Here is an 18,399-nt window from a genome sequence, read left to right on the forward strand (position 1 = left end):
CCCGATGCAACAGATATAGAAGGAGCGCCGCAGTATCCCCGGCAACAATGGACGTCAAGTACGACCTGACCAGCTACGTGCGGGTGCTCAAACTGGCGAGCACGCCATCCTGGGGGGAGTTCTCCCAGATCGCGAAGATCGCCGGCGCCGGCATCTTCCTCGTCGGCTTCCTCGGGTTCGTCATCTTCGCCATCATGTCGTTCCTCCCCGGGGGTGTCTGAGCGTTGCCCATCTACTCGGTGAAGACGACGGCGAGCCAGGAGCGCACCGTCGCGGACATGATCGCCAGCAAGGAGATGCCGGACATCCACGCCGTGCTCGCGCCCGACCAGCTCACGAGCTACGTGCTCGTCGAGGCGGACACCGACTCGATCATCCGGCGAGTGCTGGAGGAGGTTCCCCACGCTCGCGGGCTCGTCGAGGGTCCGAACGGCGAGGCCGGCCGGTCGTCGATGGCCGAGGTCGAGCACTTCCTCTCGCCGACGCCGGACGTCGAGGGTATCGCCGAGGGCGACATCGTCGAACTCATCGCCGGCCCGTTCAAGGGCGAGAAGGCGCAGGTCCAGCGCATCGACGAGGGGAAGGACCAGGTGACCGTCGAACTGTACGAGGCCACCGTCCCAATCCCCGTGACGGTCCGCGGCGACCAGATCCGCGTGCTGGATAGCGACGAACGCTGACGAACTCACTCGCTCCCGTCCACTTCGTCTCGCGGGTACACTGCTGAACGATAGCCCCCAGACTCCCGATTATCTCTCTCCGGCGAACGAAGATCGATCCCGCTAGAACAGTCGCTCCGGACTCACACCGCGCCGTCGATCCGCTCGACGACCGACTGGAGGTCGACGACCGACTCGATCTCGTCTTTCACCTGTTCGCGCTGTCGGACGGCGTCCGAGTCTGCGTCGTACGCGCGGACGAACTCGGCGCGCGTGTGCTCGTCGAAGGCGTGCCGGATGGCGAAGTAGCCGTCGGGCACGACGGTCCCGCACACTTTGCACTCGTGACGCTCGTGTTCGGCCGTCTGGTGGACGATGGCGTCCTCGACGGCGTCGAACGTGTCGTCACACCCCTCGATCGCGCAGGCCCACCTCGACATGTCCGCGTCCACGCCCGGCGACCGCAAAAGCGTTTCCCGGCGTCTCCGGAAGCGGAATCCATAACCCGATTGGAAGCTTTTTCGGACACGTGAGCGACGCACCGACGCGCGTCGACCTCCACGTGAAGGTGCTCGACGACCGGATCGTCGAGCGCGCCGAGGCCGCGGGGGTCGACGTACTCGTGTACGCGCCCCACTTCGTCCGCCTCCCGGAGATCCGGACCCGGGCCGAGCGGTTCTCGACGGACGAGGTGACGGTAGTCCCCGCCAGGGAGGTGTTCACCGGCGACTGGCGGAACCGGCGGCACCTCCTCGCGATCGGCCTCGACGATCCGGTTCCGGACTTCATCACGTACGAGGCCGCACTCGCCGAGTTCGAGCGCCAGGAGGCCGCCGTGGTCGTCCCCCACCCGGAGTTCCTGAACGTGAGCCTCACCCGCGCGGAGGTGAGCGCCTACCGCGACCGCATCCACGCGATCGAGACGTACAACGCGAAACTGTTCGAACGACAGAACGCGCGCGGCCGACGAATCGCCGAGGCGTTCGACATCCCCGGGTACGGCTCGTCGTACGCGCACCTCCGGGGCAGCATCGGCGCCGCGTGGACCGAGTTCGAGTCCGACGTGACGGACGAGGCGGCGCTGACCGCCGCGCTCCGGAACCGCGAGGAGCGGACGGTGGTGAGACGGACGGACCCCGCGACGACCGCCCGTCGGCTCGTGGAGTTCGCCCACCTCGGCTTCGAGAACAGCTACGGGAAACTCGACCGCCTCTTCCTCTCGGGGATGGAGCCCACCCACCCCCGCCACATCGCGTACGGTGGCCGGTTCGACGACGTCGCCGTCTACTGACCGCCGCCCGCATCCATCCGATTCGGCCTCGACTCAGACGGTTTCGACGGCGTCGAGCAGGGACTCCAGCGCCCGCCGGGCGATCCGCTCCTTGATCTGGGTCCGGGTGCCGTCGAACTCGTGACGCGAGACGGTGGCACGGCTCTCGCCGGTGCCCCAGTCGCCGCGTCGAGCGACGCCGACGAACACCGTGCCGACCGGCTTCTCCGCGGTGCCGCCCTCCGGGCCGGCGATGCCAGTCGTCGACAGTCCCCAGTCGGTCCCCGCGGTGTCCCGGATGCCGCGGGCCATCGCCAGGGCGACCGGTTCCGAGACGGCTCCTTCCCCGTCGAGGTGCTCGCGCGGGACGGCCAGTTCGGTCAGTTTCGCGTCGTAGGAGTACGTCACCACCGAGCGGTCGAAGTAGTCGCTCGACCCCGGGACGTCGGTCAACAGCGACCCGACGAGCCCGCCCGTACACGACTCGGCCGTCGCGACGGACGCCCCGGCCGCCCGGAGCGCCTCGCCGACGCGCTCCTCGATCGGCGGGTCGTCCGCGAACTCGCGCATACGTTCGCTTGGCGGTGTCGAGCCAAATAGTCGGCGGACGTCGCTGGATGCTCCGTACGAGGCGATCGCCGAGCCGTCTCTCACTGTCGACGCCCGCCTGTCGCGACCGCGGGAGTAAAGGGGTGTGCGAGCCGACTGACGGGCGTGAACTACGAGCGGCCGCAGTTCTTTCACCTGATGCAGTACGCCGAGGCGGCCGAGCACGACGTGGTGGACATGGTGTCGGGGAACCCCGACTGGGAGCCGCCGGCCGCGCTCCGGGACGGCCTCCGCGAGTACGCCGACGCGGACCCGGACGAGTTCCAGTATCCGCCGAGCGAAGGGCTGCTGGAACTCCGCGAGGAGATCGCCGCGCGCCGGAACGTCGCTCCCTCGCGGATCGTCGTCACCAACGGGACGGGCGAGGCGAACTACCTCGCGATGGCGGCGGCGCTCGACCGCGATGCGGGTTCGGAGGTGCTCCTCGCCGACCCGGTGTACCCGTACTACCCGGGCAAGACCGAATTGCTCGGCGGGAAGGTAACGCTCGTTCCGACCGAGCGCGACGGCTCCATCGACCCGGCGCGCTTTCGCGAGGCGGCCAGCGAGGAGACCGGGCTCATCCTGGTGAACACGCCGAACAACCCGACCGGCGCGGTGTACTCGCGGGAGACGATGCGCGAACTGGCGGCGCTCGCCGAGGAGATGGACGCGACGCTCGTCTCCGACGAGGTGTACGACCACTTCGACTTCACCGGGGAGTTCGAGTCCGCGCTGACGCTCGACTCCGACCGCGCCATCGTCACGTCGGGCTACTCGAAGTCGATGGCGATCACGGGGTTCCGCGTCGGCTACGCGATACTTCCCGAACGCCTCGTCGGCGGGGCGAAGACCCGCCACATGCTCGTGAACGTCGCGACCTCGCGGCCGCCGCAGGTTGCAGTGTTGCGCGCACTCCGCGAGACGGAGACGGAGTACTACGAGTCCGTCAGGTCGCTGCTCCGAGAGCGGGTCGACACCTTCACCGACGCGCTCGACGCGGCGGGGGCCGAGTACTCCCGCCCCGACGGGGGGTTCTACGTCCTCGCCCGGTTCGATGGTTTCCCGGGAACGATGGCGAACGCGGAGCGCCTCGTCGACGAAGCGGGGGTCGCCGGGATGCCGGGCGATACCTTCGGCTCGGCGCGGGACGAGTGGCTCCGATTCGCGCTCGTCACGCCGCGCGTGGAGGAGGCGGCGGCGCGGCTGGCCGACTACTTCGACTGACTCGCCGGAACTTCTCGGGCCGGTGAGGCCTACACGGACTGTCGGTCCCGCCCGTCCATGGAACCAGGTGCGTCCGCGACGGTCTGGGTTCGGTTTCGTACTTGAACCTTCACACGCGGGCGGTAACTCCGAATTCTGGCCGACCTGTTCGAAACCGCGACCAACGGATAGACAAGCACCGCCTCCCTCCTCCCCCCATGAACGATATCGACGTCGAACCCGTCAACGACGTGGACGAGGACGTTGGGGGCAACAGGCCGCCAGCGGACCCCGCAGGGATGGGAACGACGGTCGACACGGCCGACCTCGCCGAGCGAAGCGCCCCCGAGTACGTGCTGTACGGCGGGAAGGGTGGCGTCGGGAAGACCACCTGCGCGGCCGCGACGGCGCTCGCAAGCGCGGCGGGCGGCACGTCGACGCTCGTCGTCTCCACCGATCCGGCCCACTCGCTGTCGGACACGCTCGACACCGAGATCCTGTCACGGCCGTCCCGAATCAGGGAGGACGTTCCCCTGTACGCCGCCGAGATCGACCCCGACGCCGCGATGGAGGACGGGCTGTTCGGCGACGAGGGGATGGGTGCCGAAGACGATGGGGCGAGAGCTGGCGCAGGCGGTACGGACGCCGCCGGGGGGAACCCGCTCGGCGGCCTCGGTGGGATGGGTGAGGCGATGGAGGACGGGCCGATGGGCGCGATGCTCGGCGGCACGATGCCCGGCGCCGACGAGGCGGCCGCGATGCGCCAGTTGCTCGAACACCTCGACGACCCGCGGTTCGACCGCGTCGTCGTCGACACCGCGCCGACGGGCCACACGCTCCGACTGCTCCAGCTCCCGGAGCTGCTGGACTCGATGGTCGGCCGGCTGATGAAGCTCCGTCAGCAGTTCTCCGGCATGATGGAGGGCGTGAAGGGTATGTTCGGGATGGGCGAGGGCGGCCCGGGGGAGCCGGACCTCGACGAGCTGAAGGACCGTATCGAGCGCCTCCGCACCGTCCTTCAGGACCCCGATCGGACAGACTTCCGGGTCGTCATGGTGCCGGAGGAGATGAGCGTGATGGAGTCCGAGCGTCTCGTCGAGCGGCTCGACGAGTTCGACATCCCCGTGTCGACGCTCGTGGTGAACCGCGTGATGGAGGACCCGGGCGACGTGGCCGGCGCGGCCGTCGACGACGACTGGGTCGTCACGCCGAACCTCGACACCTGCGAGTTCTGCCAGCGCCGCTGGGAGGTGCAGCAGAACTCCCTCTCCCGGGCGACGGAACTGTTCCGCGGGCGCGACGTGAAACGGGTCCCCCTGCTGGCAGACGAGGTGCGCGGCGAGGACGCGCTCCGCGTCGTCGCGGCCTGTCTGGCCTGAGCCCGGATCTCACCGACCCGTCGTCGCGCTACCCGTCGCACTCGGCCGGTTCCTCGACCAGTTCCCTCGCGAGGTCGCGGGCGGCGGCGACGTGCTCGTCGGCCTCGTCGTTCCCCGTCCCCTCGACCTCCGCGAGCAGGTCGCGGACGTGTTCGGCGCGCTCGCTGACGACGGCCGGCTCGGCCGGTCGCTCGGCGAGGTCGCGTGCGACCGCCTCGGCCTCCCCGAGGTAGGCGCCGACTTCGCGCTCGACCGGGAGTTCGGCCGTGGCTTCGAGGTGGTCGTGTAGCCGGCGGACGCGCTCGTCCGTCATCGTTCACCCATCACTCGAAGCTACCCCAGTTTCTTCGCCAGCGACCAGACGCCGTCGGCGAGCCACGTGGGCAGGTAGCGTCCGAGTTCGCCGGCCTTGGCGATCGGGCCGACCGGATAGCGCGCCGCGGGCTCGGTCGAACTCGCGGCGTTGACCACGTCGGCTGCGACCTCCTCGGGCGCGATGGCGCCGACGCCGCCCCCGCCGACGGCGTCGTAGTCCTCGTAGAGCGAGTAGAACGACTCGTAGGCGCCAGAGCGGTCGAGTCCGCCGAGTTCCGACTCGACGCGGTCCTCGAACATGCTGTCGACCGGGCCGGGTTCGATCAGCGCCACGTCGATGCCGTACTCGCGCACCTCGTTCCGCAGCGCGTCGGACATTCCCTCCATCGCGAACTTCGACCCGGAGTAGACGCCGGTCCCCGGGACGGCGATGCGCCCGAGCACGCTCGAGACGTTCACGATGGTGCCGTCCTCGCGGCGGCGCATCGCCGGTAGGACCGCCTTGATGAGCCGGTGGGGGCCGAAGACGTTCACGTCGAACTGCTCCCGGACGGCGTCGCTCGACACGTCCTCGACGGGACCGAGCTGGCCGTAGCCGGCGTTGTTCACGAGGCAGTCGATGCGTCCCTCCTCGTCGAGCATCCGGTCCACGACGCGCTCGACGTCGTCACCGTCGGTCACGTCGAGGGTCGCGATGCGGCAGCCCTCACGCTCGCCGAGCGTCTCGATGTCGGCGGTGTTCCGGGCCGTCGCGTACACCGTCCACTCCTCGTCGAGGAAGGCCTCGGCCGACGCGCGACCGATGCCCGACGAACAACCTGTGATGAGGACCGTCCGTTCCATATCCACACGTCGGCGGCGGGGATGTTAACTTTCGGCCTCTCGGTCGCCGGCGGTTCGGCACGCACGACGGTTCGGTGGGGTGCTCGGAGGTACTCCTCCTCGCCGAAAGGTGGAACTACTGTGTTGGCGTGCGGCGGCCGCACCGAGTCGAGAGCCGCGGGGGATCCCGAGATCGTCCGCTTCCCAGAGACCACTGGTTCAGCTCCAGCGAACCCTACTGTGGTGATGCGGTACTCTCTGACGAACTACTCTCCCTGAACTTCGCGCTTCACTTCGTCGGCGTACGAATCCGCCAGACGCGTCGGCTCCGGGAGCTTGTACCCGTCGCACAGCGACGCGACGAGGTCGACGGTCGTCTCGGCGCTCACGCGGTGGCCCGGGCTCACGTACAGCGGGTTGATGACGGGGTTGTTCTCGTACTGCCGGGACTGGTAGGCGTAGCCGATGACGGTGCCCTCGGGCGCCGTCACGCAGCCGTTCGATTCAATGGAGGCCCGCCAGCCCTGTGGTCGCCCGTCCGGGTCCGCTGTGAGCGTGCCACAGAGGAGGCTCTTGGCGACGCCGACGGCCGGCGCGTCGAGCATGACGCCCATGTGGGTGGCGATGCCGGCCTCCCGGAAGTGGACCCGTCCGCTGCCGTCGAGGGCGTACAGGTCCGGCTCCGAGTCGAGCGTGGCGAGCGCGTCGAGGATGGGCCCGCCCTCGCGGAACGAGAGCAGGCCGGGGATGTAGGGGATGTCGAGCGGGGAGACGGCGTAGGTGCGTTCGACGACCTCGCCGCCACGCATCACCACGACCGCAGAGATCGCCCAGTCGTCGAGGAACGCCTGGTCGACGCCGGCGACGAGGGGGCGGTCGGCGTCGACCGCGGCGTCGGCGCCGAGCCGGTCACCGAGCGAGCGCTGGGCGTCGGCGAGGCCTACCACGTCTGGGTCGAACGGGAGGTCGTCCGTGAACGTCGCCGCCCCGGCCACCTCCCGCTGGAGCGCCTCCATCTCCTCGCGGGAGAGCGCGGGGTCGGGCCGGAACTCCGGACGGACGATCGTGGGCATTCAGAAGCGCCCGCGCCCCGGTCCGCCCGGGCCGCCAGGTCCGCCGAACTGGATCTGTTCGGGCGCGCTCCGGTCGCCCTTCACCATCGCGCCGTACGCGAAGCCGATGACCAGGCCGGCGAGGTGCGCCCAGTTCGCCGAGTTGCCGCCACCGGGTGCGACCGAGAACCCCCAGAGGACGGAGATCACCGCGAACCCGATGGTGAGCACCCACAGCGGCATCGGGATGACGAAGTAGAGGTACACCTTCAGGTTCGGGCGGAGCACCGTCAGCAGGCCCATGATGGCCATGATGGCGCCCGAGGCGCCGACGACGCCGGTCACCGACCCCGGATCGAGCACCATGCTCGCGCCGATCTGGGCGAGGCCGGCCAGCACGCCGGAGACGAGGAACAGGGCCGTGAAGCGCTTGAAGCCGAGCCGGCGCTCCACGACCGGGCCGAAGAAGTACAGCGCGATGCTGTTGAAGACGATGTGAGTGAACCCGCCGTGGGCGAAGACAGACGTGACCCAGGTCCAGACGTACTCGACGTGCGTGCTGGAGAGGACGAAGGCCGCGTCCCACAGTGGGGACGGTCGTCCCGGGGTCGGGGTGGGGATGCCGAGCAGGAACGGGAAGACGACGAACTGCAGCAGGAACGTGACCCACATCAGGCCCAGGAACACGTACGTCATGTTCCCCCGGAAGAAGCCGATGCTCCCGCCGGTGGAGGTCTGTCGGTCCACGTAGGAACTCACGCGCGAGGTCACGCCGCCCGACTCTCGACCGCGTTCGTCTACCGAGTCGTCGAAGCCGGAGTCGAAGACGCCGCCGGGGTCGTTCCAGTCGCCGAGCCCCGGGCAGTCGTGGTTCTCCGGGAGGCGGTGTTCCGAGCAGAACGTCCGTCCGCAGCGACGACACTGGTACGGCATACTCTCGTACTCGCCGCACGCGTCGCATCTCGCCATTACCCGCCCTTACCGGGGGCCGGTAATAGGAGTTGCCTCCGAGGGCCGGTTCTACGCGCGGACGCCGTCCGATTCGTCGGCTCGGCCGGCTCTGGTCGGCTCAGTCGTCGTCCGTCGCCTCGGCGTCCTCGTCCTGGTCGCCCCCATCCGTTCCCTCGTCGCCCGCATCCGCTTCCCCGGCGCCGCGTCCGTCGGGGTCGAAGTTCGCGGGCACCACGGTCGGGTGATCCAGGCCGACGGTCGGGCGTTTGGCTGCCATGCTTGTTCGGAACGTGGCGCCCCGCACCCAAAAGATTACTCATAATTATAACACATTCGCCCCTCGACGTCCATGTCTCCCGGTCATGAGTCGGCTTCCCTGCTCGCGATTGGATGAACGACGACCAGAGGGCTGCCGATCCGACAGTTCACGGAAGAAATCGTGCCGCGGGCGAGCGTGCCGCCCTGTCAGCCGAAGTGTTCCTCGTAGAGGTCCTGCGCGTGTTCGATCGCATCGTAGGCGGCCTGTTGGTCCTCCCAGCCGAGCGTCTCGACCTCCTTACCGGCCTCGAGGTTCTTGTAGGTCGAGAAGAACTCGTCGATCTCGTCGCGGGTCTGCTGGGTAATGTCCTCCAGGTCCTCGATGTGGTCGTAGCGCGGGTCCTCGCTCGGCACCGCGATGACCTTGTCGTCCTGCTCGCCGTCGTCGTCCATCTTCATCAGTGCGACGGGGCGGGCCTCGATGATGCAGCCCGGGAACGTCGCGTCCTCGACGAGCACGAGCACGTCGAAGGGATCCTCGTCGTCGTAGTACGACTGCGGGATGAACCCGTAGTCGGAGGGGTAGTGGACGTTCGAGTGGAGCACGCGGTCGAGGACGACGCCGGGGATGTCTTTGTCGTACTCGTACTTGTTGCGCTCGCCCTTCAGACACTCGACGACGGCGTAGATCTCCTCGGGGGCGTTCGGCCCCGTCTCGAGGTCTTCCCAGAGGTTCGTCATGCACCTACGGATTCCCCGAAAACGGGCAAAGTCCTTTCGACACGCCTCGGAGCGACGCCGTACTCGATTGCGCCTGTCGCGCGCGAGGTCGGAGAACCGTGTCGCGCGCGGCCTGACAGGTAGGCCACACCTGCGATTCCCGGCCGAGCCTTTAACCGCCAGCCTGTTGTCTTGCCGGCCGAGGCGCACGCTCGGTCCGACGACTGCGGGGGAACGGTCCGTCGGAAGTCCCGAAGAGCGGTGCGTACGGCCTTCTACCGCCGGAATCGGCGACCCAAGTTGCCAAGCATTAAATAGCCAGGTGACATCTCTCCTGGTATCGCATGTCAGAGGCACAAACCCAGAGCGACAGTGCGGGCATCGCTCGCGACCTGACCGCGTTCCAACAGAACATCCTCGTCATCCTCTCCGAGGAACCGATGTACGGCCTGGCGATCAAGCGGGAGCTCGAGTCGTACTACGACGCCGAGGTGAACCACGGTCGGCTCTACCCGAACCTGGACGACCTCGTCGAGATGGACCTCGTCGAGAAGAGCGAACTGGACAAGCGGACGAACCAGTACGCGCTCACCGAGGAGGGCCGCCTCGCGGTCCTCGACCGGCTCGACTGGGTGCTCTCGAAGTACGTCACCGACGAGGACCGTGCGGGCGACATCCGCGAGCGAATCGACGTCGAATAATCGGACACGGACCGACGACCGACTTACGAAGGGGGGAAGTCGTCGGCCGACTCGGTCACGAGTCGGACGGACGCCGTTACGGCGTCCCGCTGTTCTTCTGACGGCCAGGCGTTGCGCGGGAAGTACTCCTCGAGGAACTCCGCCACCTCGTCGGCCGTCGCGTCCTCGACGCGCTTCGCGTAGTGGTTACCCATGAAGTCCGCGAACGCGCGGGCGTTCGCGCGGTGCGGCTCGCCGTGCTCGGCGGCGACGCGCTCGACTACAGCTGCATTGTGAGCCTCGACGGCCGCCCAGTCGTCCGGATCCTCGGGGCCGGAGAGGGTGCGTTCGACGGCCCGCGAGGTGTCCTCGATCCGCTCGATGCGGACGACGCCGTCCTCCAGCCACTCCTCCGGGTGGAGGACGAGCGTGTCGTCCGGCTCGCGGACGCGCGCCGTGAACTCGTGTTCGGCGAGCCGTTCGCTCCGGTCCTCACGGTAGGCTTCCGCTTCCGCCTCGCCGACGGCCTCCCGGGCGAGTCGGGTGAGCCGCTCCGCCTCGTCGACGACGCGCTCGGGAAGCTCCTCGGTCTCCTCCTCCTTCCCGATCTCCTCACCCTCCTCAGGGCCCGGTTCGGCGTCCCCGTCCGTCCCGTCCGCGGTTCTCTCGTTCTCAGGAGCCATCGAACGCCTCGTTCGCCAGGTCGTCGGCGCGCTCGTTTATCTCCCGCGGCACGTGGTCGATCGACCAGCGGTCGAACCCGTCGAGCAACTCGCGGGCTCGGACCCGCCGCTCGCGGAGCGTCGGTTCGTTCACGTTCCACTCCCCGCGGACCTGCTTGACGACGAGCTGGGAGTCGCCCCGCACGTCGACCTCGTCCAGGCCGTAATCGCGTGCGCCTTCGAGCGCCCTGACCAGCGCGGCGTACTCCGCCTTGTTGTTCGTCGTCCGCCCGATGCGCTCGGAGCCCTCGGCGACGACGCCGTCGCCGGTGACGATCGCCCACCCGATGGCCGCCGGGCCGGGATTGCCGCGCGAGGCGCCGTCGAAGTAGACGTGGCCGCGGCCGCCCCCCTCGCGGAGCAGCGTCGTCAGTCCCGCCGGGTCGCTCCCCTGGACGACGACCTTGTCGTTGTAGGCGACGGCGGTCGCGCCGTCGCGCTCGGCGCGCCAGCGTTCGTGGTCCGTGTTCCCGCCCGAAACGGCGACCCCGGCCTCCTCCAGCCGACTCCTCGCGGCGTCGGGGTCGCACTCGATGACCGGCATACGCCCCCCTCCGGCCCCTCCCGGCGAAAGGGTTCCGTTCGCGCTCGCGTCGCGTCGTTCCCTGCATCCGCCACACTAACTTTCAAGTGAATCCCGGGGGATAATATAAAAACGCGATGACACGGCCAACCCGCCAGCGGGAGGAGCGAGGGCGACGACAGTGGGAGGACAGCGGGGAGTCGGAGACGACGGAGGAGGCTGATCTCGACGTGGACGACATCGACGAGGACGAACTCGTCCGGACCGGGGACGGCGAGTTGATGCACGAGCCGACGGGGCTCATCCTCGAGGAGGATCGGATCGACCCCGGCCCGGAGTGGCGCGCGTTCAACCACTCCGAGCGCCAGTCGAAGTCCCGCGTCGGCGCGCCGACGACGAAGACGATGCACGACAAGGGTCTGACGACGACCATCGACTGGAAGGACCAGGACGCCTACGGCCGGTCCATCTCCTCGAAGAAGCGGTCCCAGATGCACCGCCTGCGCAAGTGGCAGGAGCGCATCCGGACCAAGGACGCCGGCGAGCGGAACCTCCAGTTCGCGCTTTCGGAGATCGACCGTATGGCCTCGGCGCTGGGCGTGCCGCGCTCGGTGCGCGAGGTCGCCTCGGTCATCTACCGGCGCGCGCTGAAGGAGGACCTCATCCGCGGCCGCTCCATCGAGGGCGTCTCCACGTCCGCGCTGTACGCCGCCTGCCGGAAGGAGGGCATCCCGCGCTCGCTCGAGGAGATCTCCGAGGTGTCGCGCGTCGAGCGCAAGGAGATCGGCCGGACCTACCGGTACATCTCCCAGGAGCTCGGCCTCGAGATGAAACCCGTCGACCCGAAGAAGTACGTCCCCCGGTTCAGTTCCGAACTGGAACTGAGCGAGGAGGTCCAGAACAAGGCGAACGACATCATCGAGACGACGGCCGAGCAGGGCCTGCTCTCCGGCAAGTCCCCGACGGGATACGCAGCGGCGGCGATCTATGCGGCGTCGCTGCTGTGCAACGAGAAGAAGACCCAGCGCGAGGTCGCCGACGTCGCCCAGGTGACCGAGGTCACCATCCGCAACCGCTACCAGGAGCAGATCGAGGCGATGGGCATCCACGCCTGATCGCCGGCCCGACCACGCCTTTTCGTCCACTCCGATCGCTCGCTCACACCGGTAGCGACGCGGAACTTCAAATACGAACACGGGACCAGCACGCCCGTGACCTGACCCCCGCCGCGCGGCGGTCCGCGGGAGTCGCCTCGTACCGAACCGGGAGTCGTTCGAGGCCTGCGACGACCTGCCGCGCGGACGTCCCTTCGCGTCGCCTGTCAGCCCCCGCTTCCGACCCGAATCGCCGGCCCTCCGGACCGCCGTATCCCCGCGACGGGGAACGTTCAAGCCCTCGCGGCGGCTAGGCTCTCCCGTATGAAACTGGACGACTTCATGGAGTTCGAGGTCAACGAGCGCGCCGAGCGCCGCCGCCTCGCCGCGGAGAAGTCCTACGAACTCCTCGACCACATGGAGTCGTTCCAGCACCGCTTCGACGAGGCGACGAGCGGCGACTCCATGTTCGGCTCCGTCTCGCCGTCGATCTTCGTCGGGCGTTCGAACTACCCGAAGGTCTCGACGGGCATCCTCTCGCCCGTGGGCCACGAGGCGGACGCCGCGCGCTTCGAGACGAACGCCGGCTGGTACGAGGAGGGCGTCTCCATCTCGGACGTGTTCGAGCGGCGCACCTCGCTGCTCAACTCGAACCGGGCGGCCGACGTGACGAGCGTCCACGACGCCTGGGACGGCTTCCTCGGCACCCAGCGCGAGGTCGCCATCGCCGACCGCCCGGTGGACGTCGAGATCGGCCTCGACGACGGCCCCAACCTCGATTTCGACGTCACCGCCGACGACATCGCCACCCCGACCGGTCCGCGGGCGCGCGCCCAGTCGGCCGAACTCACGGAGAACCCGCACGTCCCCCGTCCGGTGAAGAAGACGCTCGAGGACGACGACTGGAACGCCCAGGGCGCGATCACCTACCTCTACCGCCGCGGCCTCGACGTGTACGACATCAACACGGTGCTCTCGGCCGGCGCGCTCGGCCGGGGCGAGAACCGTCGGCTCGTCCCGACCAGGTGGTCCATCACCGCCGTCGACGACACCGTGAGCGAGTACCTCCGGGGCACGGTCCGGGACGCGCCCAGCGTCGACTCCGTCCAGGTGTGGCGAAACGAGTACCTGGGGAACGCGTTCTGGGTCGTGCTCGCACCCGGCGACTGGGAGTACGAACTCGTCGAGATGAAGGCGCCCGGGAGCATCTGGAACCCGGACCCGGCCGCGGGCGTCGCGATGTCGAGCGCCCACGAGAACCGCGAGGGCCGGACGGCCTACGTCGAGGAGACCGCCGGCGCCTACTACGCCGCACGCCTCGGCGTCCTCGAACACCTCTCGTCGGTCGGCCGGCAGGCGAAGGTGCTCGTCCTCCGGCACGTCTCCGACGAGTACTGGGGACCGGTCGGCGTCTGGCAGATCCGCGAGGCCGTCCGGAACGCCTTCGAGGGCGAGTACGGCGAGGCGGAGACGTTCGAGGCGGCGGTCAGATCGGTGACCGACCACCTGCCGGTGCCGCTGGGTCGCCTCCGGTCGAAGTCCACGATGGCCGCCGGGCTCCAGTCGAACCTCGCCGACTTCGGTGCGTAGGACTTACTGTACCGCCCCTTCACGGGGGAGCTATGGTCCCACTGTTCGGCGCGGTCCCCGGCGGCCCGGAGATGCTCATCATCCTCCTCGTGCTCGTGTTCCTGTTCGGCGTTCCGCTCGTGCTGCTGCTCGGCGGCGCGGCGCTCGGCGCGAAACTGTTCGCCGACTCCGGCGCGGACGACGAGCGCGTCGACCGACTCGCGGAGGAACTGGCGGAGACGAAGGCCGAACTCCGGGAACTCCGCGAGCGACAGGAGGGCGGTCCTGACGGGACGGACGACGTCCCCGATTCGACCGATCAGACGGAGTCGAGGTCGTCGTAAGCGGCGTCGACCATCCGGCCGGTCTCGGCGACGATCTCGTCCATCGCGTCGGCGTCGGCGTCGAGGCCGAGCAGTCGTCCGATGCGCATGATACTCACGTGGTACACCGTCTGGACGCCCGGTTCCTCCTGCCAGACGACGACGTTACACGGGAACAGTGCGCCGAGCCGTTTGTCCGTCGCGTCGAGCACGCGGTCCGCCATCTCGGGGTTGCACGCCCCCAGGACGTAGTACGGGTCGCGGTCCGCGCCCACCTTCTCGTTGAGTAGCTCGGAAGGGGAGAACTCGACCGGCACGCCGAACCCGTGTTCGAGGAACGTCTCACGGACGTGCTCGACGGCCTGCTCGTGGTCCATCTCCAGCGTCGCCCGCTTCTCGCCGATGTCGCCCGAAGATATCGCTTCCGGGTCTAACGGGAGCTTCATACCCAGCGGTTCGGGGCTGGGGAGGAAAAGCTTACTCGGCCGTCTCGACTGGGCCGCGGCCGATGACGTCGCCCACGGCGGAGACGAACGTCTGGCGCCGATCGAAGTACGTCACGTCGATGGAGTCGAGCACGCCGCGGAGTTCGCGAGGGCCGTCGGGCGTCCGGATGACCGCGTCGCCCTCCTTCTCGACGATACGGGACTTCTCCTGGGGCCAGGTGAGCCGCGAGGCGACCCGCGCCAGGGGGGCGCCCTCGACGTCGGGCCCCTCGCCGAGTTCGACGGCGGGCTCTTCGGCTTCCTCGGATTCGTCGTCGGCCATGCACGCGGGTTCGACAGCGTCGGGTGTAATCCTTTCCGTTCGCGGCGTCTCCCCCCTCGAGTGGGAGACGGGAAACTCTTCAACGGGTTCGTGCAAGCGGAGGGATACCGAGCCGGCGACCACTTTCACTCCGCGCAACACGCGTCTGACATACTGTTTTGTGTGATGGTCTCATAGGGCGCCTCATGACCAGTCTCGCGGAGGTGTACGAGGGCAAGGTCGGCGAGTACGCCAGCCTCCGGCGGCTGTATCTCGGGGTGGGGTTGTTCCTTCTCGGCGCGCTCCTCGTCGTCTGCGGTATCGTCGTGGCGGGGACGGACCCCGCCATCGACGCGCTCGGACTCACCGAAGCCCGGCAGTACGGCGGCGTGCTCGGCGGCCTGGGTGTCCCGGCCGTGTTCCTCGGCATCTTCACCGTGCTGCCCGCGGAACGCCGGACGCGCGCTGCGGCGGTCGTCGGCGCCGGCGTCGCCGTCCTCGGCGTCGCGCTGTTCGCCCACGCGTACCCCTGCCAGTGGTCCGGGTCGAACTGCGGCGCCGGCCTCGTGGACCTCACAATCCCGACCGCGGCCGTCTACTTCCTCGGCAGCATGACCACGTTCTGGTGCCTGTTCGTCGGGGTCGCGAACTTCAAGTCGCGCAACGACCCCGGCGGCACCGTCCGCCTCCAGGTCACCCGCGAGGGCGAGACGGAGATCATCGAGGTGCCGCGTTCGCAGGTCTCCGAGGTCCAGGGCGCGAAGGGCGCCATGGGCGGGCTCGGCGGCATCGGATTCATGGGCAACACCCCCGACGGCGACGTCGAGACGCAGACCAACCGGGGAGGCACGCGCCGAGCAGGCCCCGCGACGGGCGCCGACCCGGCCGCGAGCGACGGCGGCGCCTCGACGCAGGACATCCGGTCGCTTCGGGACGACACGAGTCCGTCGGCCTCCACCGAGTCCACGACGAGCACGCGGTCGCCATCGGCGCCGTCGTCACCCTCGAACCCCCGACCGTCGCCGACCGAACCTGCGTCGTCCTCGGCCGGCGGGTCGGCCGCCTCCGCGTCCGGTCGCACCGGTAACGCCGGGGGAGGTGCCGACGGCCGGGCGAAGAACGCCGGCGACGCCTACTGCGGCTCCTGCGGTCACTTCCAGTACGTCCGCACGGAGAACGGCATGCAGCCGTACTGCGGCCTCCACGACGACCTCATGGACGACATGGAGGCCTGCGAGGAGTGGAACCCGCGGTAACCGCGCGGGCGATCACAGGCTCTCGATCCGCTCCCGGACGTCGTCCCAGTGACTCCCCCTCCAGAAGCACTGCCCGCAGTCGCGACACCGCCAGACGTCGACGTCGGTCAGGTCGTCGGGGACGTAGTCGGGCCGCCGCTCGCCGTCGGCGAACGGCCGGAGGGGGCCGTTGCAGTTCCCGCAGCGGCGCGGTCGATCCGGGAGGCCGAGGTCGAACCCGGCCCCCCGTAGCTCGCGGAGCTGGTCGGTCACCTCGCGCGATTCCAGAAGCACCGCCCCGTCGGTGCGCCCAGCGAGGGAGGCGTCGCGGGTGAGCAACCGGCGACCCTCTTCGTTCGCTAGTTCGCGGAGTCGGTCGTCGTCCTCGACGCCGCGGTCGAGCGCGTACGCCGTATCGTAGCCACACATCCTGAGATACGTCGCCAGCGTGCCGAGCATCGCGTCGAGGAGGAGAGGGTCGCGGTCGGCGGGAGCCATCAGCCGTCCAGGAACGACCTGAGCCCGTCCGCGTCGCGCGTGTTCACCACGTCGGCCGGCTCGGCCCAGCCGCGACGGGCGGTGTGGACGCCGTACCGCACGTACTCGAACTCCGAGGGCGAGTGCGCGTCCGTGTCGATGGCGATGGGGGCGCCGGCGTCGACCGCGGCGCGGACGCCGTCGCCGCTGGCGTCCAGCCGCGCGGGGTTGGCGTTCACCTCGATAGCGGTCCCGGCGTCGGTGGCCGCCTCGGCCAGTCGCTCGAAGTCGACGTCGAGCCCCGCTCGCTGGTTGATGAGCCGGCCCGTGGGGTGACCGAGGACGTCGACGTGGGGGTGTTCGACCGCCCGGACGAGTCGGTCGGTCGCCTCGCCCTGGTCGAGCGCGGCGTGCGGGGAGGCGATGACGATATCCAGTTCGGCGAGCAGGTCGTCGCTCGTGGTCACGTCGCCGTCGGCGTCGATGTTCGCCTCGACGCCGTGGAACACCGCGATGTCTGCCTCCTCGCGGACGCGCTCGACCGCCTCGGCCTGCTCGCGCACGTCGTCGTCCGAGAGCCCGGCGTCGCCGAAGACGCCCGGCCCCGCCGCGTGGTCGGTCACGCAGTGGTAGTCGTAGCCGCATTCGGCCGCCGCGGCGACCATCTCCTCGATGGTGTAACCCCCGTCGGACCACTCGGTGTGCGTGTGGAGGTCGCCACGGACGTCCTCCCGTTCGAGCAGGTCGGGCAGTTCGCCGTCGAGGGCGGCCTGGACCTCACCGGTGTCCCTGCGGATCTCCGGGGCGAACACCGGGAGGCCGAGCGGTTCGTACATCTCCGCCTCGGTCGCGCCGCCGAGCCGTTCGCCGGCGCGCTGGTCCGCGTCCGGGTCCTCGACGTCGGAAATGTCGAAGATGCCGTACTCGTTCATCTTCAGCCCCTCGTCGATGGCCAGGTTCCGGACCCGGAGGTTGTGGTCCTTCGACCCGGTGAAGTACTGGAGGGCGGCGCCGAACTCGGCGGGGACGACGACCCGGAGGTCGATCCGGACGCCGTTCGCGCGGACGCTCGCCTTCTGCTCGCCGGCCTCGATGACGTCGTCGGCCCGGGGCCAGTCGGTGAAGGCGTCGACGACGGTCGGCCCGTCCTCGCTCGCGACAAGCACGTCCACGTCGCCGATGGTGTCCTTCCACCGGCGGATGGAGCCGGCGACCTCGGCCCGACCGACCGCGTCGACGTCGCGGACGAACGCGAGCACGTCGTCCGCCAGCGGGCGCGCGTGGCCCAGGCGCTGTCGCTCGCCGGCCTCTCGTGCGAACGCGACGTTCTCGCGGATGTTCTCCTCGGTCTTCGCGCCGAACCCGCTGATCTCGCGGATCCGCCCCTCCTCCGCGGCCTCCTCCAGTTCGTCGAGTGTCGTGATCCCGAGTTCCTCGTACAGCGTGGCCACGGTCTTCGGGCCGACCCCCTCGACGCGCGTCAGCGCCGCCATGTCCACGGGAAGCTCCGTGCGGAGCTCCTCCAGCTCCTCGATCTCGCCGGTCTCGACGTACTCCACGATCTTGCTCGCGATGGCGTCGCCCACCTGGTCGATCTCCGCGACGGCGTCCTCGCCTTCGGCGGCCATGTCCTCGACCGCGCGCGGGTGGTCCCGGACGTTCTCGGCGGCCCGCCGGTAGGCGTTCGGCTTGTACTCGACGTCCCTGGCCTCCAGCAGGTCGGCGAACTCCACCAGCAGATCGGCGACTTCCGCGTTCCTCATCGCCCGAAACGTGGAGGCGGGGCGACTTAGAACGACGGGCCGACGC

At 69.2% G+C, this 18,399-nt stretch carries 24 protein-coding genes; 10 read left to right on the forward strand and 14 right to left on the reverse strand.

What is annotated here, in order from left to right:
• Window positions 1-47: 47 nt before the first annotated feature.
• Together HUG10_RS13985 and HUG10_RS13990 are read left to right on the forward strand one after the other, a co-directional pair.
• Complete coding sequence (locus HUG10_RS13985) at window positions 48-221, forward strand: protein translocase SEC61 complex subunit gamma (protein ID WP_179170160.1); 174 nt, start codon at window positions 48-50, stop codon at window positions 219-221.
• Window positions 222-224: 3 nt separating this feature from the next.
• Entirely contained in the window at window positions 225-680 is a 456-nt protein-coding gene (locus HUG10_RS13990) for a transcription elongation factor Spt5 (RefSeq protein WP_179170161.1), read from the forward strand.
• Window positions 681-802: 122 nt separating this feature from the next.
• Here the strand turns inward: HUG10_RS13990 and HUG10_RS13995 are convergent, their stop codons facing one another.
• Window positions 803-1,099: a DUF7565 family protein gene (locus tag HUG10_RS13995; protein ID WP_179170162.1), complete on the reverse strand. Its 297-nt coding sequence runs from the start codon at window positions 1,097-1,099 to the stop codon at window positions 803-805.
• A gap of 89 nt (window positions 1,100-1,188) precedes the next feature.
• Here HUG10_RS13995 and HUG10_RS14000 point away from each other — a divergent pair, with 89 nt between their 5' ends.
• On the forward strand, window positions 1,189-1,950 hold the full coding sequence (locus HUG10_RS14000) for a PHP domain-containing protein (protein ID WP_179170163.1): 762 nt from the start codon (window positions 1,189-1,191) through the stop codon (window positions 1,948-1,950).
• A 33-nt stretch (window positions 1,951-1,983) separates the two neighbouring features.
• On the opposite strand, the gene HUG10_RS14005 is transcribed toward HUG10_RS14000, so the two are convergent.
• Complete coding sequence (locus HUG10_RS14005) at window positions 1,984-2,499, reverse strand: CinA family protein (protein WP_179170164.1); 516 nt, start codon at window positions 2,497-2,499, stop codon at window positions 1,984-1,986.
• A gap of 144 nt (window positions 2,500-2,643) precedes the next feature.
• Here HUG10_RS14005 and HUG10_RS14010 point away from each other — a divergent pair, with 144 nt between their 5' ends.
• Both HUG10_RS14010 and HUG10_RS14015 read left to right on the forward strand, forming a co-directional pair.
• A complete protein-coding gene (locus tag HUG10_RS14010; RefSeq protein ID WP_179170165.1) occupies window positions 2,644-3,744 on the forward strand; it encodes a pyridoxal phosphate-dependent aminotransferase in 1,101 nt (366 codons plus the stop codon).
• Window positions 3,745-3,941: 197 nt separating this feature from the next.
• Window positions 3,942-5,102 carry an ArsA family ATPase gene (locus HUG10_RS14015; RefSeq protein ID WP_179170166.1) on the forward strand — a complete coding sequence of 387 codons (1,161 nt, stop codon included), beginning with the start codon at window positions 3,942-3,944 and terminating at the stop codon, window positions 5,100-5,102.
• A 28-nt stretch (window positions 5,103-5,130) separates the two neighbouring features.
• Here HUG10_RS14015 and HUG10_RS14020 read toward each other — a convergent pair whose 3' ends face one another.
• The 6 genes from HUG10_RS14020 to HUG10_RS14045 form a co-directional block, all read right to left on the reverse strand.
• Entirely contained in the window at window positions 5,131-5,415 is a 285-nt protein-coding gene (locus tag HUG10_RS14020) for a hypothetical protein (RefSeq protein WP_179170167.1), read from the reverse strand.
• A gap of 20 nt (window positions 5,416-5,435) precedes the next feature.
• Entirely contained in the window at window positions 5,436-6,260 is an 825-nt protein-coding gene (locus tag HUG10_RS14025) for an SDR family oxidoreductase (protein ID WP_179170168.1), read from the reverse strand.
• A 245-nt stretch (window positions 6,261-6,505) separates the two neighbouring features.
• Window positions 6,506-7,312, reverse strand: a complete 807-nt coding sequence (locus HUG10_RS14030; protein ID WP_179170169.1) for an endonuclease V — start codon at window positions 7,310-7,312, stop codon at window positions 6,506-6,508.
• Complete coding sequence (locus HUG10_RS14035; protein ID WP_179170170.1) at window positions 7,313-8,260, reverse strand: rhomboid family intramembrane serine protease; 948 nt, start codon at window positions 8,258-8,260, stop codon at window positions 7,313-7,315.
• Window positions 8,261-8,360: 100 nt separating this feature from the next.
• A complete protein-coding gene (locus HUG10_RS14040; protein ID WP_179170171.1) occupies window positions 8,361-8,519 on the reverse strand; it encodes a hypothetical protein in 159 nt (52 codons plus the stop codon).
• 188 nt (window positions 8,520-8,707) lie between these two features.
• The gene (locus tag HUG10_RS14045; protein ID WP_179170172.1) at window positions 8,708-9,241 is read right to left on the reverse strand and encodes an inorganic diphosphatase; all 534 of its coding nucleotides are present in this window, start codon (window positions 9,239-9,241) and stop codon (window positions 8,708-8,710) included.
• Window positions 9,242-9,564: 323 nt separating this feature from the next.
• Between HUG10_RS14045 and HUG10_RS14050 the strand changes: the two genes are divergently transcribed.
• Window positions 9,565-9,921, forward strand: a complete 357-nt coding sequence (locus HUG10_RS14050) for a PadR family transcriptional regulator (protein ID WP_179170173.1) — start codon at window positions 9,565-9,567, stop codon at window positions 9,919-9,921.
• 23 nt (window positions 9,922-9,944) lie between these two features.
• Here HUG10_RS14050 and HUG10_RS14055 read toward each other — a convergent pair whose 3' ends face one another.
• A complete protein-coding gene (locus HUG10_RS14055) occupies window positions 9,945-10,583 on the reverse strand; it encodes a DUF7108 family protein (protein WP_246310147.1) in 639 nt (212 codons plus the stop codon).
• Complete coding sequence (rnhA, locus tag HUG10_RS14060) at window positions 10,573-11,166, reverse strand: ribonuclease HI (RefSeq protein ID WP_179170174.1); 594 nt, start codon at window positions 11,164-11,166, stop codon at window positions 10,573-10,575. The genes HUG10_RS14055 and rnhA overlap by 11 nt, the downstream gene beginning before the upstream one ends.
• Before the next feature lie 116 nt (window positions 11,167-11,282).
• On the opposite strand from rnhA, the gene HUG10_RS14065 reads away from it, so the two are divergent.
• The 3 genes from HUG10_RS14065 to HUG10_RS21820 all read left to right on the forward strand — a co-directional run bounded on the left by HUG10_RS14065 (window position 11,283) and on the right by HUG10_RS21820 (window position 14,152).
• Window positions 11,283-12,260 (forward strand): transcription initiation factor IIB, encoded by a 978-nt coding sequence (locus HUG10_RS14065; protein WP_179170175.1) that lies wholly within the window; start codon window positions 11,283-11,285, stop codon window positions 12,258-12,260.
• A 303-nt stretch (window positions 12,261-12,563) separates the two neighbouring features.
• On the forward strand, window positions 12,564-13,829 hold the full coding sequence (gene nreA / locus HUG10_RS14070; RefSeq protein ID WP_179170176.1) for a DNA repair protein NreA: 1,266 nt from the start codon (window positions 12,564-12,566) through the stop codon (window positions 13,827-13,829).
• Between the two features lie 32 nt (window positions 13,830-13,861).
• The gene (locus HUG10_RS21820) at window positions 13,862-14,152 is read left to right on the forward strand and encodes a preprotein translocase subunit TatA (RefSeq protein ID WP_246310148.1); all 291 of its coding nucleotides are present in this window, start codon (window positions 13,862-13,864) and stop codon (window positions 14,150-14,152) included.
• Here the strand turns inward: HUG10_RS21820 and HUG10_RS14080 are convergent.
• Together HUG10_RS14080 and HUG10_RS14085 are read right to left on the reverse strand one after the other, a co-directional pair.
• Window positions 14,128-14,577, reverse strand: coding sequence for a DUF302 domain-containing protein (locus tag HUG10_RS14080; protein WP_179170177.1), 450 nt, complete (start codon window positions 14,575-14,577; stop codon window positions 14,128-14,130). The two genes, HUG10_RS21820 and HUG10_RS14080, sit on opposite strands and share 25 nt — an antisense overlap.
• A 31-nt stretch (window positions 14,578-14,608) precedes the next feature.
• A complete protein-coding gene (locus HUG10_RS14085; RefSeq protein WP_179170178.1) occupies window positions 14,609-14,899 on the reverse strand; it encodes a DUF5789 family protein in 291 nt (96 codons plus the stop codon).
• 185 nt (window positions 14,900-15,084) lie between these two features.
• On the opposite strand from HUG10_RS14085, the gene HUG10_RS14090 reads away from it, so the two are divergent.
• Window positions 15,085-16,134 carry a DUF7139 domain-containing protein gene (locus HUG10_RS14090; protein WP_179170179.1) on the forward strand — a complete coding sequence of 350 codons (1,050 nt, stop codon included), beginning with the start codon at window positions 15,085-15,087 and terminating at the stop codon, window positions 16,132-16,134.
• A gap of 12 nt (window positions 16,135-16,146) precedes the next feature.
• Here the strand turns inward: HUG10_RS14090 and HUG10_RS14095 are convergent, their stop codons facing one another.
• A complete protein-coding gene (locus tag HUG10_RS14095) occupies window positions 16,147-16,611 on the reverse strand; it encodes a Mut7-C RNAse domain-containing protein (protein ID WP_179170180.1) in 465 nt (154 codons plus the stop codon).
• Window positions 16,611-18,353: a DNA polymerase/3'-5' exonuclease PolX gene (gene polX / locus HUG10_RS14100; protein WP_179170181.1), complete on the reverse strand. Its 1,743-nt coding sequence runs from the start codon at window positions 18,351-18,353 to the stop codon at window positions 16,611-16,613. Before polX ends, HUG10_RS14095 begins: the two co-directional genes overlap by 1 nt.
• Window positions 18,354-18,399: the final 46 nt, after the last annotated feature.

Origin of the sequence: Halorarum halophilum (genome assembly GCF_013401515.1) — an archaeon.
Taxonomy (GTDB): domain Archaea; phylum Halobacteriota; class Halobacteria; order Halobacteriales; family Haloferacaceae; genus Halorarum; species Halorarum halophilum.

Excerpts from the sequence above, each read along its gene's own strand:
- HUG10_RS13985 (WP_179170160.1), top strand. The coding sequence starts at position 48 with ATGGACGTCAAGTACGACCTGACCAGCTACGTGCGGGTGCTCAAACTG.
- HUG10_RS13995 (WP_179170162.1), bottom strand. The coding sequence starts at position 1,099 with ATGTCGAGGTGGGCCTGCGCGATCGAGGGGTGTGACGACACGTTCGAC.
- HUG10_RS14005 (WP_179170164.1), bottom strand. The coding sequence starts at position 2,499 with ATGCGCGAGTTCGCGGACGACCCGCCGATCGAGGAGCGCGTCGGCGAG.
- HUG10_RS14015 (WP_179170166.1), top strand. The coding sequence starts at position 3,942 with ATGAACGATATCGACGTCGAACCCGTCAACGACGTGGACGAGGACGTT.
- HUG10_RS14020 (WP_179170167.1), bottom strand. The coding sequence starts at position 5,415 with ATGACGGACGAGCGCGTCCGCCGGCTACACGACCACCTCGAAGCCACG.
- HUG10_RS14025 (WP_179170168.1), bottom strand. The coding sequence starts at position 6,260 with ATGGAACGGACGGTCCTCATCACAGGTTGTTCGTCGGGCATCGGTCGC.
- HUG10_RS14030 (WP_179170169.1), bottom strand. The coding sequence starts at position 7,312 with ATGCCCACGATCGTCCGTCCGGAGTTCCGGCCCGACCCCGCGCTCTCC.
- HUG10_RS14035 (WP_179170170.1), bottom strand. The coding sequence starts at position 8,260 with ATGGCGAGATGCGACGCGTGCGGCGAGTACGAGAGTATGCCGTACCAG.
- HUG10_RS14040 (WP_179170171.1), bottom strand. The coding sequence starts at position 8,519 with ATGGCAGCCAAACGCCCGACCGTCGGCCTGGATCACCCGACCGTGGTG.
- HUG10_RS14045 (WP_179170172.1), bottom strand. The coding sequence starts at position 9,241 with ATGACGAACCTCTGGGAAGACCTCGAGACGGGGCCGAACGCCCCCGAG.
- HUG10_RS14050 (WP_179170173.1), top strand. The coding sequence starts at position 9,565 with ATGTCAGAGGCACAAACCCAGAGCGACAGTGCGGGCATCGCTCGCGAC.
- HUG10_RS14055 (WP_246310147.1), bottom strand. The coding sequence starts at position 10,583 with ATGGCTCCTGAGAACGAGAGAACCGCGGACGGGACGGACGGGGACGCC.
- rnhA (WP_179170174.1), bottom strand. The coding sequence starts at position 11,166 with ATGCCGGTCATCGAGTGCGACCCCGACGCCGCGAGGAGTCGGCTGGAG.
- HUG10_RS14065 (WP_179170175.1), top strand. The coding sequence starts at position 11,283 with ATGACACGGCCAACCCGCCAGCGGGAGGAGCGAGGGCGACGACAGTGG.
- nreA (WP_179170176.1), top strand. The coding sequence starts at position 12,564 with ATGAAACTGGACGACTTCATGGAGTTCGAGGTCAACGAGCGCGCCGAG.
- HUG10_RS21820 (WP_246310148.1), top strand. The coding sequence starts at position 13,862 with ATGGTCCCACTGTTCGGCGCGGTCCCCGGCGGCCCGGAGATGCTCATC.
- HUG10_RS14080 (WP_179170177.1), bottom strand. The coding sequence starts at position 14,577 with ATGAAGCTCCCGTTAGACCCGGAAGCGATATCTTCGGGCGACATCGGC.
- HUG10_RS14085 (WP_179170178.1), bottom strand. The coding sequence starts at position 14,899 with ATGGCCGACGACGAATCCGAGGAAGCCGAAGAGCCCGCCGTCGAACTC.
- HUG10_RS14090 (WP_179170179.1), top strand. The coding sequence starts at position 15,085 with ATGACCAGTCTCGCGGAGGTGTACGAGGGCAAGGTCGGCGAGTACGCC.
- HUG10_RS14095 (WP_179170180.1), bottom strand. The coding sequence starts at position 16,611 with ATGGCTCCCGCCGACCGCGACCCTCTCCTCCTCGACGCGATGCTCGGC.
- polX (WP_179170181.1), bottom strand. The coding sequence starts at position 18,353 with ATGAGGAACGCGGAAGTCGCCGATCTGCTGGTGGAGTTCGCCGACCTG.